Origin of the sequence: Herbidospora sakaeratensis, from assembly GCF_001570525.1 — a bacterium.
GTDB lineage: Bacteria > Actinomycetota > Actinomycetes > Streptosporangiales > Streptosporangiaceae > Herbidospora > Herbidospora sakaeratensis.
In genome coordinates, this window is the sequence record NZ_BBXC01000017.1 from 20,897 (window position 1) to 36,802 (window position 15,906).

A 15,906-nucleotide genomic window follows, 5' to 3' on the forward strand; every position below is an offset into this window, starting at 1 on the left:
CACTCCTGATTTCTCAGGAGTCGGCCGGTAGATAGCGGGTTGACAACCAGATCACCGCTCCGAGGACCAGTCCCACGGAAAGGGCCAGCCGAAGCGACGTCGCGTCGGCGAGGAACCCGATCAGGACTGGTCCGAGGAGCAGCCCGGCGTAGCCGATGGCGGCCGTCTGCGCGATGGCAGGCCCCGACTGCGCCGGGTCGGCCCCGCCCGCCAGCGAGAGCGCGAACGGGATCACGGTGGCCATCGCCACCCCGGCGACCAGCAGTCCCACCAATGCGACCTCGGCCACCGGCGCCGTGATCACCACCCCGAACGACAGCGCCACCACGAGCCCGCCGAAGCGCAGGCACGCGGCGGCGCCGTAGCGTCTGCGCAGCCGGTCGCCGGCGAGCCGGGCGGCCAGCATGCCGCCGGCGAACAGCGGATAGCCGAGCGCGGCCAGCGACTCGGGCGCGCCGAGCACGTCGCGCAGGTAGAGACCGTTCCAGTCGCCGACCATGCCCTCGATCATGAACGCGGCGAACACCACCACGCCCAGCACGTAGACCACCGGCGGCAGCCGCCGGCGCACCGCCGCGTCGCCGTCGTCGCTGGCCGGGTCGGGCAGGTACGTGCGCGCCAGCGCCGCCGCGACCGGCAGGCTGGCCAGCGCCACCAGGATCAGGTGGTCGCGGAACGACAACCCCAGCCTGATCGCGCCGATCCCGATGACCCCCGACGCGATGGCCCCGATGGACCACCCGGCGTGGAACCCGCTCATCAGCGACCGGCCCGAGGCGTTCTCGGCCACCGCGCCCTGGGCGTTCATCGAGATGTCGAACAGGCCCACGGCCACGCCGAACGCGGCGGCCGAGGCGATCAGCGCGACGTAGTCGGGCGCCAGCGCCACGCCGGTGAGGGTGAGCGCGCTGAGCGGCATCGACAGGGTGAGCGACCGGCCGCTGCCCAGCCGGCGCAGCATGGGCCGGGCGCCCTGCATGGCCAGCAGCCCGCCGACCGCCCACGCGAGCAGGACGATGCCGAGTTGCGATTTGGTGAGGTGGATCGTGTCGGTCATGGCCGGGACGCGCACGGTCAGCGTGCCGGACATGATTCCGCACAGCACGAAAGACGCCGTCGTGCCTAATCGGGCCCTGGTGAGGTCGGGGGCCAACAGGTGTCCTCTCGATCGGTCAGGGAGGGAGGGGACGCAAACCCGACCAGATTAGAAGACCGATCGGAAATGTGGGGATTTGGCCCGCGTGTCACGATGGATACATGCGTGCCGGAATCACGATCCTGCCCGAACACCGCCGCCCCGAGCTCGAACGCCGCTGGCGAGCCGCCGAGGCCTACGGCTTCGCCCACGCGTGGACCTTCGACCACCTGGGCTGGCGCACCCTCATCGACGGCCCGTGGTTCGGCTCGGTGCCGACCCTGTCGGCCGCGGCGATGGTGACCTCGACCATGGAGATCGGCCTGCTGGTCGCCTCCCCCAACTTCCGCCACCCCGTGCCGTTCGCCCGCGAGCTGACCGCCCTCGACGACCTCTCCGAGGGCCGCTTCACGCTCGGGATCGGCGCGGGCGGCGGGGGCGGCTACGACTCCAATGTCCTGGGCTGGAAACCCGCCAGCCGGTACGCCCGCTACGCCGAGTTCGTCGAACTGCTCGACCTGCTGCTGCGCGAGGAGCGGGTGTCCTGGTCGGGCGACTACTACGAGGCGGTCGAGGCGCGCAACACGCCGGGTTGCGTGCAGCGTCCCCGCGTGCCGTTCCTGGTGGCGGCCGACGGGCCGAAGGCGATGGCGCTGGCCGCCCGGTTCGGCGACGGCTGGGTGACCCTCGGTGGACGGGACAAGGAGACCCTCGGCGCCTGGTGGGACGCGGTCGCCGAGGCGTCGCGCCGGTTCGACGACGCGCTGGCCGACGCGGGCCGGCCGCGCGAGGGCGTGCGGCGGTTCCTGCAGTCGGACTCGGCCCCCGTCTATTCGTTGTCGAGTGTCGAGTGTTATCGCGATTTTGTAGGAAGGTCTGCCGAACTCGGTTACACCGACCTGGCCGCGCCCTGGCCGCGCGAGACTGGCATCTGGGCCGGGGACGAATCGGTCCTCGACGCGGTGGCGGCAGACGTGCTGCCGGAACTCAGAAGGGCGCCTTGACAGACTCCCCTCCCAAGAAGAAAGGGGATCCCCGCGGTCGCCCGCGAGGGTTCCTGGTTCACCGCCGATTGCCCGCCGGAGAGGGGGTCTCCTTGAGGTCTTGCATCGGCTCCACAGGCGTTTCAGCTCTCCGCAAGCCCTGCGGCGAGGATGTTCGCAGCCGCATTGACGTCGCGGTCATGGGCCGCGCCGCAGGCGCACACCCATTCCCGGACGCCCAGCGGCAGCGATTCGGTGACGGCCCCGCAGGCCGAGCACCGTTTGCTGGAGGGGAACCAGCGGTCGATGACCAGCAGCTCCCGGCCGTACCAGGCCGCCTTGTACGACAGCATGGACCGGAACTCCCGCCAGCCCGCATCGGCGACGGCGCGTGCCAGCGAACGGTTCTTGAGCATGTTGGCGACCTTCAGGTCTTCGACGGCGATCGTTTGGTTCTCACGAACAAGCCGGGTGGTGACCTTGTGCAGATGGTCGCGTCGACGGTCGGCGATGCGGGCGTGAACACGGGCGACGACAAGCCGTGCTTTGGCGCGATTGGCGCTGCCCTTGGCCTTGCGCGCCAAGGCACGCTGGGCCTTGGCGAGCCTGCGGCGGTCGGCCTTCTCATGGCGGGGGTTGTCGATCTTCTCGCCGGTCGACAGCGTCGCCAGAGTGGTGATGCCCAGGTCGACTCCGACCGTGACGTTGGTCGGAGGAGGTGGAGCGATCTCGTCTTCGACCAGAATGCACACGAACCAGCGTCCGGCGGCGTCTCTCGAAACCGTGACCGTGGACGGCTCCACCCCGTCGGGCAGCGGACGCGACCACACGATGTCGAGTGGGGCGTCCATCTTGGCCAGGGTGAGCCGGCCGTCACGCCAGCGGAACGCCGAGCGTGTGTATTCGGCCGAGGCCCGCGACCTCTTGCGCGACTTGAAGACCGGATGCCGGGCGCGCTTGGCGAAGAAGTGCGCGAACGCCGCCTGGAGGTGCCGCAACGCCTGCTGCAACGGCACGCACGACACCTCGTTGAGAAAAGCCAGGTCTCCGGTGCGCTTCCATTCAGTCAGCGCGGCCGACGACTGCGAGTAGGAGACACTCCGGCCCTCCTCCTCGCGGACGCGGATGCGTTCTTCGAGGGCCTTGTTGTAGACCAAGCGCACGCACCCGAAGGTCTTGGCCAGTTCTTCGGCCTGACCGGGGGTCGGGTAGAAGCGGTACTTGTAAGCCCGCTTCACAACGTGCGCCATGGTGAGCAATCTAAATCACAACCGAGCCGGAATCGTACACATGTTCGATCCTGTGATTCCAAGATCCGTCTCATCGGGCGGAGGGAGTTCTGATGACGGAATTGTTCGCCAAGCTCACCCCCGAGGAACAGATCGACCTGCGGACCCGCGGCCGGACCCGCACCTGGGGCCGGGGCGAGATCGTCTTCACCCAGGGCGACCCCTCGACGTGGGTGCTGCTCGTCCTGTCGGGCAAGGTGAAGATCTCGGCCGCGTCCGAATCGGGCACCGACGTGGTGCTGGCCGTACGCGGCCCCGGAGCCGTCGTCGGCGAGATGGCCTCCATCGACGGCGAGCCCCGGTCGGCGACCGTCACCGCGGTCGAACCGGTCGAGGGCCTGGCCATCCGCGACTTCGCCGGGTTCCTGCGCGAGAACGGCCGTGTCGCGGTGCTGATCATGCGTACGGTCACCGAACGCCTGCGCGACGCCGACCGCAAACGCATCGAGTACGGCGTGCTCGACACCGCCGTCCGGGTCGCCAACCGGCTCGTCGAGCTGGCCGAGCGCTACGGGGAGCCGGTGCCGGGCGGCGTCAGCCTCGAACTGCCCCTCAGCCAGGACGAACTGGCCAGCTGGGTGGGCTCCTCCCGGGAGGCGGTCAACAAGGCGCTGCGTGGATTGCGTGATCGAGGTCTGATCGAGACGGGCCGCCGGCGCGTACTTATCAATGACATGGACGGACTGCGGCGCCGCGCACGTCAGTCGTAGTGAGTACTGGTTCACAGAACTTCCCGGCAGCCCGCCCTACTGTCGATCATGTTGGGGAATGGTGCTGGAAGGACGGATGTGGACATGAGCGACCGCCTGGCGGAGTTCGCCGCCGTCTATGTCACGCTCTACACGACCCACATGATCGTGGATCACTGGATCCAGACCGACCACCAGGCCTGTACCAAGATCCAGCCCGGCTGGGCCGGACGGCTGGCCAACACCACCCACGTCCTGACCCACGTCGTGCTGGCCTTCGCCGGGTTGATGGTGCTGGTCTGGCAGCTCGGCGCGGTCTTCGCCCCCGCCGACGTCGCGATCGGCCTGGCCGTCACGGGCGTCACCCACTGGATCGCCGACCGCCGCTGGCCGATCCAGTGGCTCGCCGCCAAGACCGGCCGCGGCCGGTTCGCCGCGCTCGGCGTGCCGCGCCCCGGCCACGACGACAACCCGTCGATCGGGACGGGGGCGTATGTTCTTGACCAGACCTGGCATCTCGCCTGGCTCTTCGTCTCGGCACTGATCATCGTCTAGGGGGCGTCATGATCCTCAGGTACGCGGCCTTCACCGCCGACCCGTCAGGAGGCAACCCGGCAGGGGTCGTCCTCGACGCCACGGGCCACACCGACGCCGAGATGCTCGCCATCGCCGCCGAGGTGGGCTACTCCGAGACCGCGTTCCTGTTCCCCGAGGGCGGCGACGCGTACACGATCCGCTACTTCAGCCCTCTGGCCGAGGTCGCCTTCTGCGGCCACGCCACCATCGCGACCTCGGTGGCGCTCGGCGAACGCACCGGCTCCGGCACCATCCACCTGACGACCAAGGCCGGCCCGGTCGACGTCGACGTGGTCGCCGAACCGAACGGCCCCGTCACCGCCACCCTCACCTCGCCCCCCGCGACCACCCGCCCGGCCGACCCCGCCGACGTCGAAGCGGCGCTGCGCGCCCTCGGCTACACCCCCGCCGACCTCGACCCGGCCTTCCCGGTCCACGTCGCCAACGCCGGCATGAACCACCTGGTGGTGGGCCTTGCCTCACGCGAGCTCCTGGCCGCCCTCGACTACGACTTCGAGGCCCTGGGCGCCCTGATGGCCGCCCGCGACTGGATCACCGTGAACCTCTTCTGGGCCGAGTCGCCCGTGATCTTCCACGCCCGCAACCCGTTCCCGCCCGGGGGCGTGGTCGAAGACCCGGCCACCGGCGCCGCCGCCGCGGCCTTCACCGGGTATCTGCGCGACCTGGCCCTGATCAAGGAAGACGACGTCGTCACCATCCACCAGGGCGCCGACATGGGCCGCCCCAGCCTGCTCACCGCCGCCCCGCTCCCCGACGACCAGCGCATCAGAGTGAGCGGCCGCGCCGTCGGCTTCACGGAGAACTGACACGAAATCGGGCATCGTCGAATCGGCGCTGTCATGGCCCCGGTCGGCGGGGCCTTGGCGGCGGCCTAAGCGGTGACGTCCCAGAACGCGATCTCGTGTTCCATGCCGCGCAGGAACAACTCCCGCGCGCGCCCCGGGTGGACGTCGGCTTCGTCGATCATCTTGGCGATGCGTTCGGTGAGGGCCTGGAAGCCCGGGTCGGCGTAGGTCTCCACCCAGGCCCGGTAGCGCGGGGCGGCGGTCTCCGCGAGGGCCTGGCCCAGGGTCGAGTAGCCCCACATGCACGGGTAGAGCGCCGCCAGGCCCTCGCCGTAGTGGGCGGCGCTGTCGATCAGGAACTCGGTGTAGGCGGCGCACGCCTTGCCCTTGGTGGCCGTGTTGAGGTCGGCGCCGTAGCGGGCCGACATCGACCGGTGCAGGGAGAGTTCGTCGTGGAAGGTCGAGTAGGCGAGGTCGACCAGGTCGCCGAGGTGGGCGTCGGGGGCCTGCCAGGCGAGCCGGGAGAAGACCCGGACGTAGTCGAGCAGGAACAGGTAGTCCTGTTCCAGCCAGGCCCGGAAGGAGGCCTCGGGCAGACTGCCGTCGGCGATCCCCCGGACGGTCGGATGGGCGAGTTGCCGCTCCACGAGGGGACGGCCGAGGTTGTGAAGTTCGGTGGAAAGCGACACGCCCCCATTTTTACCCGCCACGTCCGACGTTTCCCCCGGGCGCTATGGTGTGGACGTCACGAGCCCCCGTGGGAGGACGCATGCCCGCTGGTCCGCTGGAGCCGGGAGACCCGCCCGTCCTGGGCGATCACCAGCTCGTGGGGCGTCTCGGCGAGGGCGGTCAGGGCGTCGTGTACGAAGCCCGTTCCCCCTCCGGTGAGCGCGTGGCCGTGAAACTGCTGCGCGGCGGGGCCGACCCGGCGATCCGGCGGCGGCTGGCGCGCGAGCTCGACTCGGCGCGGCGGGTGGCGCCCTTCTGCACCGCCCGGGTCCTGCGCGCCGAGATCGACGTGCCCGCGCCCTTCGTGGTGAGCGAGTTCATCGACGGCCCGTCGTTGCAGGAGCGGGTGCGCGATCGGGGGCCGCTGCGTGAGGGCGAGCTCGAACGGCTGGCCGTGAACACCGCCGCCGCCCTGGCGGCCATCCACAGCGCCGGGGTGGTGCACCGCGACTTCAAGCCGGCCAACGTGCTGCTCGGCCCCGACGGCCCGCGCGTGGTCGACTTCGGCATCGCCCAGCTCGCCGACGCGAGCACGATGCCGACCTCCATCTCCGGCACGCCGCCCTACATGGCCCCCGAGCAGCTGGGCGGCGTCCACGGATCGACGGCCGCCGACGTGTTCTCGTGGGCGGCGACCATGGTCTACGCCGCGACCGGCGAGCCGCCCTTCGGCAACGACACCGTCGCGGCCGTGTTCAGCCGCATCCTCAACACCGCCCCCCGCCTCGACGGCGTGCCCTCGCCCCTGCGCGAGACGCTGGCCAGGTGCCTGGCCAAAGACCCGGAGGAGCGGCCCTCGGCCCACCAGTTGTGGGTGATGCTGATCGGCGTGGGGCCGCAGACGGCCGTGCTGACGCCCAAACGCCGGCGTACCGGGCCGAACCTGGCCGCCGCCGCGGGTGTCGGCTTCGCCGTCGCGGTCACCATCGGCATCCTGTGGACGGCCCTCAACGGCTCCCCCGAGACCACCCCCCGGGAGACCGGCGCCGGGGAGACCAGTGCCCGGGAGACCAGTGCTCAGACCGGCGTTCCCGCGTCGTTCGCCGGGACGTGGACCGGTGACATCGTCCGCGACGCGGGCGCCAGGGTCGCCGTCACCCTGACCCTCGAAGACGGCACGAGAAGCGGCACCTGGCGGCGGGACGACTGCGAGCAGGACGTCCAGCTCCGCTCGGCCCGCCAGAACGGCCAGGTGCTGGAGATGTCCATCGTGCAGCTCGGCCAGTGCGTGGGCGGCGACATCACCCTCACGCTGACCGAGCCGGCGACGCTGAGGTTCGAGGGCCAGGAGGGCAGCAGCTCGGTCCTCTACGAGGGCACTCTGACGAAGGGCTAGGCGCGGGCGAGCTGGAAGGTGTAGCCGCCGGTCTTGGCCGCCGCCGACCTGACCACCAGCGCGTACTTCCCGTCGCCGTTGGCGAGCGGGATGGGCGCCTCGTAGCCGCACAGCGGGATCGGCTGGCGCGCGGTCGCGATGCTCTTCTCCGCGGCGTCGACGAGTTCGACCTCGATGGCCTGGCACGCGCCGTTGCCGCCGATGAGCTTGATGGCCGTCGCGCCGTCGGAGTCGAACTCGTAGCGGTCGATCCGGCCGGGCACGTCGAGCTGGCCGTTGATGTTCAGGCCGATCGTGGTGGGGATGTCGCGCACCTTCACCGTGGCCACCCGGAAGCCGTAGGGGCCGACGACGTTCGTCTGGCCGTACACCTCAAGACGGTGTGCCCCGGTCTTGGTCAGCTTCACGACGGTGGAGCCCCACGAAAGGGCGAAGCCGGAGGGGCTGATCGGTTCGCCGTCGACCTCGGAGACGATCTGGAACTCGATGCCGTCGCCGGACATGTCGGTCACGTAGAACTCGCGGGCGTCGCCCAGGTCGAGCGGGTAGGTGTCACGCTGTCCGGCCCGGGTGAGCTCGGCGGAGATCTCGGCGCCGTCGGCGACGACGTCCGAGGAGGCGGGCGCGGCGGACTCCTCAGTGGACTCCTCGGTGGAGTCCTCCGGAGAGGAGGCGGTGGGTTCGGTGGCGATGTCCGGCGTCGCGGTGCTGACGACGGTGGTGGTGCCGGGCTGTTCGCCGGAGACGGCGGCGCAGCCGGTCAGTGCGAGGAAGACGAGGGCGAGGGGGAGAGCGGCCTTCATGTCACCAATGGTGCTCAATCCGGCTTGCAGTCGGCTTTCCGGCCGCCCTCCCTGCGCTTAATCCATCACGGCGTCCATGGTGATCGGCAACGACCGCATACGCTTCCCGGTCGCGTGGAAGATCCCGTTGGCGATGGCGGCGGCCACCCCGACCAGCCCGATCTCGCCGACCCCCTTCACCCCGATGGGGTTGAACGCGTCGGGTTCCCCCACGAACTCGACGTGCACGTCGGGGATGTCGGCGTTGACCGGGATCAGGTAGTCGCCGAAGGTCGCGTTGGCGATGCGGCCGGTGTCCTTGTCGGTCACCGTGTCCTCGAACAGCGCCATCCCGACCCCGCCGACGGTCCCGCCGAGGATCTGGCTACGGGCCAGCTTCTCGTTCAGGATCCGGCCGCCGTCGTTGACCGTGACGATCCGGGCGACCCTGACCCGGCCGAGGTCCTCGTCGACGCGCACCTCCACGAACCGGGCGCCGCGCGCCCCGGCCGGCGTCATGCCCATCTGGTCGGCCGAGTTCGGCGTCGAGGTGCTCTCGGCCGACAGCTCGGTCAGGCCGTGGACGGCCAGGATGCGCGCCAGCGACTCGCCCCGCGTCGGCTCGCCCTTGCGGAACAGCCGGCCCTCCGACACCTCGACGTCCCCGAACGGCACGTCGGCCAGCGGCGAGAACGGGTCGGTGCCGGCCAGCTCGACGAACTTCTTGATCAGCCGCCCGCAGGCGTCGTGCACGGCGCTGCCGAGCGCCGCGGTCAGCCCCGAGCCGCCGGCGGCGGTGCCCACCGGCATCGAGGAGTCGCCGAGCTGCATCTCGACCTGGTCGACCTCCAGCCCGAGCAGCCCGGCCGCCAGCTGGGCCATGATCGTGTACGTGCCGGTCCCGATGTCGGTGACCGCGCTGCGGATGTACGCCGACCCGTCGCCCCTGACGATCACGGTGGCCGAACACGGTTGCTGGTACCAGAAGAAGCTCACCCCGGCCACGCCGTAGCCGACCAGCTCATGCCCGTCGCGCATCGACCCGATCTCGGGGTTCCGGTTCGACCACCCGAACCGCTGCGCGCCCACTTCGAGGCACTGCCGCAACGCGTTGCTCGACCACGGACGCCCGGTCTTCGGGTCGACCTCCGCGTAGTTCAGCAGCCGTATCTCCAGCGGGTCGAGCCCGACCTCCCACGCGAGTTCGTCGATCGCCGACTCCAGCGCGAAGTTGCCCTGGGCGTCGCCGGGGGCGCGCATGAAGTTCGTCCACGGGATGTTGAGCCGGACCTGCTGGTCGCGCGCGGTCACGTTGGGGCTGGCGTAGGACCAGGTGGAGACGGAGGAGCAGGGTTCGTACTCGTCGCCGTCGAGCGGGAGCGTGGTGAGGCTCTCGTGCTCGATCGCGGTCAGCCGGCCGTCGCGGGTCGCGCCGAGCCTGATCCAGTTGATGCTGCTGGTCCGGTGGCCGAGGCCGGTGAACATCTCCGGCCGCGTCAGCTCCAGCTTCACCGGGCGGCCGACGTGCCGGGCGGCCATCACCGCGAGCGGGATGTGCGACCAGCACCGCAACCCGGCGCCGAACCCGCCGCCGACGAACGGGGTCAGCACCCGCACCGCGTCGCGCGGCAGGCCGAACATCGCGGCCACCACCTGCTGGATCATGTTCGGCCACTGGTTGGAGTCGTGCAGCGTCAGGGTGTCGCCGTCCCACGACGCGAGGGTGGTGAACAACCCCAGCGGGTTGTTGGTGTTCTCCGAGGTCGTGTACGTCTGGTCGATCATCACCGGGGCCCGCTTGAGCGCCGTCCTGACGTCGCCCCAGGCGGTGTCCTCGCCCCACGGGTCCTTGATGCGCTCGGCCCTGGGGTCGTGCGGGTCGAGGATGGCCTCGTGGCGGTCGTAGTCGACCTCGATCAGCCCGGCGGCGGCGGTGGCGTTCTGCTGGGTGTCGGCGACGACCACGGCGACGTACTGGCCGTAGTAGCGGATCACGTCGTCCTGGAGCGGGGGCTGCGGGTTCTTGATGAACGTCGCGGGCGCCTCGCCCAGGTGGTCGGCATTCTCGTGGGTGATCACTTCGAGCACGCCGGGCGACTTCCCGGCCGCCGTCGTGTCGATGCGCGTGATCCGCCCCGACGGGATGGTCGAGCGCACCACGGCGGCGTAGGCCATGCCGGGCAGGTTGACGTCGTTGGGGTATCTGGCCTGGCCGGTCACCTTGAGCGGCCCGTCGACCCGGTCGACCCCCGCTCCCAGGATGCGCGGCTGCTGGATAGTCGTCACGAGGTCACCTCCGTGAGGGCGCGGATCAGGGTCCGCTTGGCCAGTTCGACCTTGAACGCGGTGCCCGGCACGACGAACGGGTCGCGGATCGTGCCGTCGGCCGCGCTCCGGAAGGTGTCGGGGGTGGCGGGCGCCTCGCGCAGCACCTCTTCGGCCTCGAAGCCGCGCCACGGAATGGTGCCGACCCCGCCCATGGCGACCCGGGCCTCCTTGATGACCGGCCCGTCCATGATCACCGCGACGGCGGCGGAGGCGAGCGCGAACTCGTACGAGGCCCGGTCCCGGATCTTCAGGTAGATCGACCTGGTGCCCTCCGGCGGCAACGGGATGTCGACGGCGGTGATGAGCTCGCCGTGCCGCAGCACGTTCTCCCGGTCGGGCGTCTCACCGGGCATCAGGTAGAACTGCGTCAGCGGTACGAGCCGCTCGCCCTCCTCGCTCTGGATGTGCACCACCGCGTCGAGCGCCGACAGCGGCACCGCCACGTCGGAGGCGTGCAACGCGATGCAGGCCGGGCTCGCGCCGAGGATGGCGTGCATCCGCGCCACGCTGTTGACCGCCTCGCAGCCCGTCCCCGGCTCCCGCTTGTTGCACGCCGGCACGGCCGGATCGCGGAAGTAGCGGCACCGGGTGCGCTGCAGCAGGTTCCCGCCGATGGTCGCCATGTTGCGCAACTGCACCGAGGCCCCCCGGAGCAGCGCCTCCACGACGAACGGCGCCCGCTCCATGAGCGTACGGTCGGCCGCCAGCTCCTCCATGGTGGTCAGCGCCCCCACCTGGAGCATCGTCCCGTTCCTGCGCACCCCACGGAGCGGCAGCCGGGTGATGTCGACCAGCAGGTCGGGATGGAACACGCCGTCCTTCATCAGGTCGACCTCGGTCGTGCCCCCCGCGAGGAAGTCGGCCTCCGGATCGTGCGCGACCGCCCGTATCGCCTCGGCGACCGTGGCCGGCCGCTCGTAGCGGAACTCACGCATGACGCGCCACCTCCCGCACGGCCGCGACGATGTTGGAGTAGGCCCCGCAGCGGCACAGGTTGCCGCTCATGTACTCGCGGATGTCGGCATCCGTACCGGCCCGGTTCTCCCCGAGCAGCGCGACGGCCGACATGATCTGCCCCGACGTGCAGTAACCGCACTGGAAGGCGTCGTGCCGGACGAACGCGTCCTGCATCGGATGGGACTCCAGGCCCTCGATCGTGGTGATCTCCCGCCCGTCGCACTGCGCGGCCAGCGTGAGACACGAGAGGATGCGCCGGCCGTCGCACAGGACCGTGCAGGCGCCGCATGCGCCCTGGTCACAGCCCTTCTTGGTGCCGGTGAGGTCGAGCCTGTCGCGGAGGGCGTCGAGGAGAGTGACCCTGGGGTCGGCCAGGTCCAGCGGATATTCCGTACCGTTGACGGTCAGCGTGGTCATGAGGTCCCCCTTTGTAGCGACGCTAACCATCGGGGTGGGGACCGGGACAAGCCCGTACGGACGGGATCAACGTCCGCATGGGGGAGATCTGACCTGCGCCTGGCCTGCGGAGGTTTCAGCCCGCCAGCAGGTCGTGCAGGGCGTCGAGACCGTCACGGTAGATCGTGGTGAACAGCGCGACCGCCTCGTCGTCGCTCCCCGTCGTCGGGGTGAACCGCCCCGACCACACCACCTCGGCTGCGCCGGGCATCGGATAGACCCGCAGCGTGGACAGATAACCGGTGACGGGGAAGGGCCCTTCGACGATGGCGTAGGTGTAGGAGCGCTCGGCCTCGTTGAAGGACAACAACCGCTCGACGATCACCCCGCCCTCCGGGTTCACCAGCCGGCGGACCCGGCCGCCGTCGAGCATGGTGCTCTCGGGAATGTAGGGGAGCCAGTCGGGCAGGGCGTGGAACCCGCCGATGAGCTCCCAGACCCGCTCGGGCGAGGCGGGCAGGACGCGGCTGACCGAGGTCGAGGCCATGATCGTTTCTCCAGGTGGTCGTGTCGGTCAGGCGCCATCGGGAAGCGGCGCGGCCGGGCTGACCAGCCCCTGAGCGCGCAGCTCGTGCCAGAAGGCGGCCGGGACGGTCTCGTCGACGGCGGCGACGTCCTCGGCGATCCGGCTCGGCCGGGTCGCGCCAGGGATGACGGCGGCCGCCACCGGGTGGGCCAGGGAGAACTGCAACGCCGCGGCCTTGACGCCGACACCGTGCCGCTCGGCAAGGTTTTTGATCTTCTTGACGCGTTCGAGGATCTCCGGCGGCGCCTGCTGGTACTCGAAATGGCTGCCCCCGGCCAGGACGCCGGAGTTGTAGGGCCCGCCGACGACCATGCCGACGTTCTGCTCCTGCGCCATGGGCAGCAGCCGCTGCAGGGCGTGCTCGTGGTCGAGGAGGGTGTAGCGCCCGGCGAGCAGGAAGCCGTCAGGTTGGGGCTCCTCCAGGGCCAGGGTCAACTCGATCGGCTCGGTGCGGTTGACGCCCAGCCCCCAGGCCCTGATCACCCCTTCGTCGCGCAGCCGGGACAGGGTCCGGAAGGCGCCGGTGCGGGCCTCCTCGAACTTCCGCAACCACTGGTCGCCGTTGAAGTCCTGGGCGATGTCGTGGACCCAGACGACGTCGAGCCGGTCGACGCCCAGGCGCTTGAGACTGTCCTCGATCGACCGCTCGGTGGCCTCGGCGGTCCACTCGTTGACCATCCGGTTGGGGCGGCCGTGCTCGAACAGGCCGCCCTTGTCTCCCAGATCACGGTCCCCGACCTGGACCTCGTCGAGGATGACCCTGCCGACCTTGGTGGACAGGATGTAGGAGTCGCGGGGCTTGGCGGACAGCAGCGTGCCGAGCCTCGACTCGGCCAGGCCGGCGCCGTAGAAGGGGGCGGTGTCGTAGTAGCGGGTGCCCTGGTCCCAAGCGGCTTCCAGGGTGGCGCGGACCTCTTCCTCGGGGATCGCGCGGAACATGTTGCCCAGTGGGGCCGTGCCGAAGCCGCGCCGGCCGGGAAGGATCTCCGTCAGCGACATGACCTTCCTTCTCTCACCGTGTCGGTTCCCGTCTGGGATCAGATTCCCCGCTGGTGGGGGACCGCCACGTGCGGTGAGCAAAGATCGGGTTAGCTCCCTGAACAACAGAAAAGCGGACCTCTACCTGGTACTTCACCCTCGGGGTGGCGGAATTTGAACCCACGACCTCTTCGCCCGAAGGAAGACCACGTTGTCTGAGGATGACCACACAGGTCACCTCGTAGTGCTTGCAGTAGGCGCGCCCTTTGAAGATGCGCCGGATCGGCGGTAGGTCGGCAGGGGCAGCCGGTTGCAGAAGGCGCGCCCTTCCACGGCCACGAGCCCGCCGCTGCCGAATTCGGCGCGGAACTTGTGAAGGTGCTGGGCTCCCGCTCGCCCTCGAATTCCGACCGGGTGCGTGGCGTCGGCGCTGAGCGATCGTGCAAGGCCGGTCTTTCCGAGGCCCTGCCGTTCAACCCAATGCAGGGGGTGAACTAGGACTTGGTCCGGAGCGCGGGCCAGATCCACATGAGGTTGACCACGGCGCCGATCAGCGGAACCAGGCCGATCAGCCCCAGGACCCAGACGAGCGGGCTGGGCACCGGCCAGTGAGGCAGTCCGGCCGCCGAGGTGCGGACGGCCCGGTTGAAATTCTCCGAGTCGTAGGCGACATAGACGATCTGCCCCTCCTTCGGCGCCGGGCACACGGGGACGTCGCAGCCGGCCAGCCGCATCCGGTTGCTGACGACCTCGGCGCCCTTGGCGGTGTAGCGCACCCGGCCGTGGTACTCCACCTGTGAGCTTCCGTCATCGGTGTAGAGCACGCCGCTGCGGCGGACCTCCTCCACCGTGCCCGAGGTGACGACCGACCGGCGGGCGAAGGCGGTCTCTTCGGAGTACGCGAAGGCCGCGACCCCGAGCACGAGCGCCGCGACGCCCAGCCACCTCAGCACCTGCCCGCGGATGAATTCGCCGATCATCCCTCGACTATGCGGTGCCTTTCATGGGGCGTATACGCCGATTCATGCCACACTTCCCGGCGGTCGGCGGCCCGGCGACAGCCAGACCTCCCGGGCCTTGCCTGCGGCGCATTCCGCAAGATCACTGAGTCGCAAAGATCAAAACCGACTGGACACCCGGGAACTGAGTGAGTTGGCTCCCCGATTGGCTCTCAGCAACAGAAAAAGGCCCGACCCGCCGAAGCGGATCAGACCCTTGCCTGCTACTACACCGTCGGGGTGGCGGGATTTGAACCCACGACCTCTTCGTCCCGAACGAAGCGCGCTGCCAAGCTGCGCTACACCCCGGTGCTTTCTGCCTCGTTGAGTCTAGCGGACTTTCGCCGCGCTTGCGTCACCCCGCCACGCGCGGCACGAGAGTCAGCAACGTCGCCTCCGGCGGACAGGCGAACCGGGCCGGCGCGAAGGGCGACGTGCCGAGCCCAGCGGACACGTGGAGCCACGCCGACTCGTGATGGGACAAACCCTTCACCCGGGCCCGATCGATCCCGCAGTTGGTCACCAGGGCCCCGTAGAAGGGGATGCAGAGTTGCCCCCCGTGCGTGTGCCCGGCCAGCAGCAGCTGATAGCCGTCGGCCGCGAACCGCGTCATGTTCCGGGGTTCGGGAGAGTGCATGACCCCCAGCCGCAGATCGGCGTCCGAAGGCGCCGCCCCGGCGATCCGGTCGTAGCGATCAAGGTCGATGTGGGAGTCGTTGATGCCGCCGACCGCCACGTCCAGGTCGCCGACCTTCAGGCGGGCCGTCGTGTTGTTCATGTCGAGCCAGCCGGCCGACGTCATCGCCGTGCCGAGTTCCAGCCACGGCAGGTCGGGGATGTTCCGCTTCTTGCTCTCGGTCTTGGACGTCCGCCACAGGTACTTGGCCGGGTTCTTGAAGTGGGGCGAGTACATGTCGTTGGAGCCGTACACGAACAGGCCCGGAAGGTCGAGGAACGGCTCGACGGCGCGGAGGTAGGACGGGATCGCGTCGGGGTGGGAGATCGTGTCGCCCGTGTTGACCACCAGGTCGGGTTCGAGCCGCGACAACGACCGCACCCAGTTGATCAGGCGCGTGCGGCCCGGGGTGAGGTGCAGGTCGGAGATCTGCAGGATCTTCACGGGGCGGCGGCCGGGTTCGAGGACCGGCACGTCGAAGCGGCGCAGCCGGAACCAGTTGCGCTCGACGACCGACGCGTAGCCCAGCCCGGCGAGCCCGAGACCGACCACTCCCAAAGGTACCGCTACGACTTTCCGCACATCCCAATCATGCCCGAACGCCGGGTGAGCCCGGGATAACCCGGAGAGATCCCGGGCTGGGACACGGCAAGATAGTGGGC

General features: G+C 69.9%; 15 protein-coding genes, 1 tRNA gene and 1 pseudogene. 5 read left to right on the plus strand and 12 right to left on the minus strand.

Going from position 1 to position 15,906, the window contains the following annotated elements; translation table 11 throughout:
- Positions 1-13 precede the first annotated feature (13 nt).
- Entirely contained in the window at positions 14-1,105 is a 1,092-nt protein-coding gene (locus tag AW271_RS27210; RefSeq protein WP_275935784.1) for an MFS transporter, read from the minus strand.
- Positions 1,106-1,257: 152 nt separating this feature from the next.
- Here AW271_RS27210 and AW271_RS27215 point away from each other — a divergent pair, with 152 nt between their 5' ends.
- On the plus strand, positions 1,258-2,139 hold the full coding sequence (locus AW271_RS27215) for an LLM class flavin-dependent oxidoreductase (protein ID WP_062340462.1): 882 nt from the start codon (positions 1,258-1,260) through the stop codon (positions 2,137-2,139).
- A gap of 35 nt (positions 2,140-2,174) precedes the next feature.
- Here AW271_RS27215 and AW271_RS27220 read toward each other — a convergent pair.
- A pseudogene (locus AW271_RS27220) lies at positions 2,175-3,368 on the minus strand (RNA-guided endonuclease InsQ/TnpB family protein); the annotation flags it as partial.
- A 92-nt stretch (positions 3,369-3,460) separates the two neighbouring features.
- On the opposite strand from AW271_RS27220, the gene AW271_RS27225 reads away from it, so the two are divergent.
- From AW271_RS27225 to AW271_RS27235, 3 genes are all read left to right on the plus strand, one after another.
- Positions 3,461-4,117: a Crp/Fnr family transcriptional regulator gene (locus AW271_RS27225; RefSeq protein WP_062340463.1), complete on the plus strand. Its 657-nt coding sequence runs from the start codon at positions 3,461-3,463 to the stop codon at positions 4,115-4,117.
- 84 nt (positions 4,118-4,201) lie between these two features.
- Positions 4,202-4,651, plus strand: coding sequence for a DUF3307 domain-containing protein (locus tag AW271_RS27230; protein WP_062340627.1), 450 nt, complete (start codon positions 4,202-4,204; stop codon positions 4,649-4,651).
- Between the two features lie 8 nt (positions 4,652-4,659).
- On the plus strand, positions 4,660-5,499 hold the full coding sequence (locus tag AW271_RS27235; protein ID WP_062340464.1) for a PhzF family phenazine biosynthesis protein: 840 nt from the start codon (positions 4,660-4,662) through the stop codon (positions 5,497-5,499).
- A gap of 65 nt (positions 5,500-5,564) precedes the next feature.
- Here AW271_RS27235 and AW271_RS27240 read toward each other — a convergent pair whose 3' ends face one another.
- Positions 5,565-6,167, minus strand: a complete 603-nt coding sequence (locus AW271_RS27240; protein ID WP_062340465.1) for a TenA family protein — start codon at positions 6,165-6,167, stop codon at positions 5,565-5,567.
- Between the two features lie 80 nt (positions 6,168-6,247).
- Here AW271_RS27240 and AW271_RS27245 point away from each other — a divergent pair, with 80 nt between their 5' ends.
- Entirely contained in the window at positions 6,248-7,543 is a 1,296-nt protein-coding gene (locus tag AW271_RS27245; protein WP_062340466.1) for a serine/threonine-protein kinase, read from the plus strand.
- Here AW271_RS27245 and AW271_RS27250 read toward each other — a convergent pair.
- The 9 genes from AW271_RS27250 to AW271_RS27290 all read right to left on the minus strand — a co-directional run bounded on the left by AW271_RS27250 (position 7,540) and on the right by AW271_RS27290 (position 15,826).
- Positions 7,540-8,346 carry a hypothetical protein gene (locus AW271_RS27250; protein ID WP_062340467.1) on the minus strand — a complete coding sequence of 269 codons (807 nt, stop codon included), beginning with the start codon at positions 8,344-8,346 and terminating at the stop codon, positions 7,540-7,542. The genes AW271_RS27245 and AW271_RS27250 overlap by 4 nt on opposite strands.
- A 57-nt stretch (positions 8,347-8,403) precedes the next feature.
- Positions 8,404-10,611 (minus strand): xanthine dehydrogenase family protein molybdopterin-binding subunit, encoded by a 2,208-nt coding sequence (locus AW271_RS27255; protein WP_062340468.1) that lies wholly within the window; start codon positions 10,609-10,611, stop codon positions 8,404-8,406.
- On the minus strand, positions 10,608-11,588 hold the full coding sequence (locus AW271_RS27260) for an FAD binding domain-containing protein (RefSeq protein ID WP_062340469.1): 981 nt from the start codon (positions 11,586-11,588) through the stop codon (positions 10,608-10,610). Before AW271_RS27260 ends, AW271_RS27255 begins: the two co-directional genes overlap by 4 nt.
- Positions 11,581-12,027 (minus strand): (2Fe-2S)-binding protein, encoded by a 447-nt coding sequence (locus AW271_RS27265; protein ID WP_062340470.1) that lies wholly within the window; start codon positions 12,025-12,027, stop codon positions 11,581-11,583. The genes AW271_RS27260 and AW271_RS27265 overlap by 8 nt, the downstream gene beginning before the upstream one ends.
- 115 nt (positions 12,028-12,142) lie before the next feature.
- The gene (locus tag AW271_RS27270; RefSeq protein WP_062340471.1) at positions 12,143-12,553 is read right to left on the minus strand and encodes an SRPBCC family protein; all 411 of its coding nucleotides are present in this window, start codon (positions 12,551-12,553) and stop codon (positions 12,143-12,145) included.
- Positions 12,554-12,580: 27 nt separating this feature from the next.
- Positions 12,581-13,591: an aldo/keto reductase gene (locus tag AW271_RS27275; protein ID WP_062340472.1), complete on the minus strand. Its 1,011-nt coding sequence runs from the start codon at positions 13,589-13,591 to the stop codon at positions 12,581-12,583.
- Positions 13,592-14,064: 473 nt separating this feature from the next.
- The gene (locus AW271_RS27280) at positions 14,065-14,550 is read right to left on the minus strand and encodes a DUF3592 domain-containing protein (RefSeq protein WP_062340473.1); all 486 of its coding nucleotides are present in this window, start codon (positions 14,548-14,550) and stop codon (positions 14,065-14,067) included.
- A gap of 253 nt (positions 14,551-14,803) precedes the next feature.
- Positions 14,804-14,877 (minus strand) — tRNA-Pro (locus tag AW271_RS27285).
- Positions 14,878-14,923: 46 nt separating this feature from the next.
- Positions 14,924-15,826, minus strand: coding sequence for a metallophosphoesterase (locus tag AW271_RS27290; protein ID WP_062340474.1), 903 nt, complete (start codon positions 15,824-15,826; stop codon positions 14,924-14,926).
- Positions 15,827-15,906: the final 80 nt, after the last annotated feature.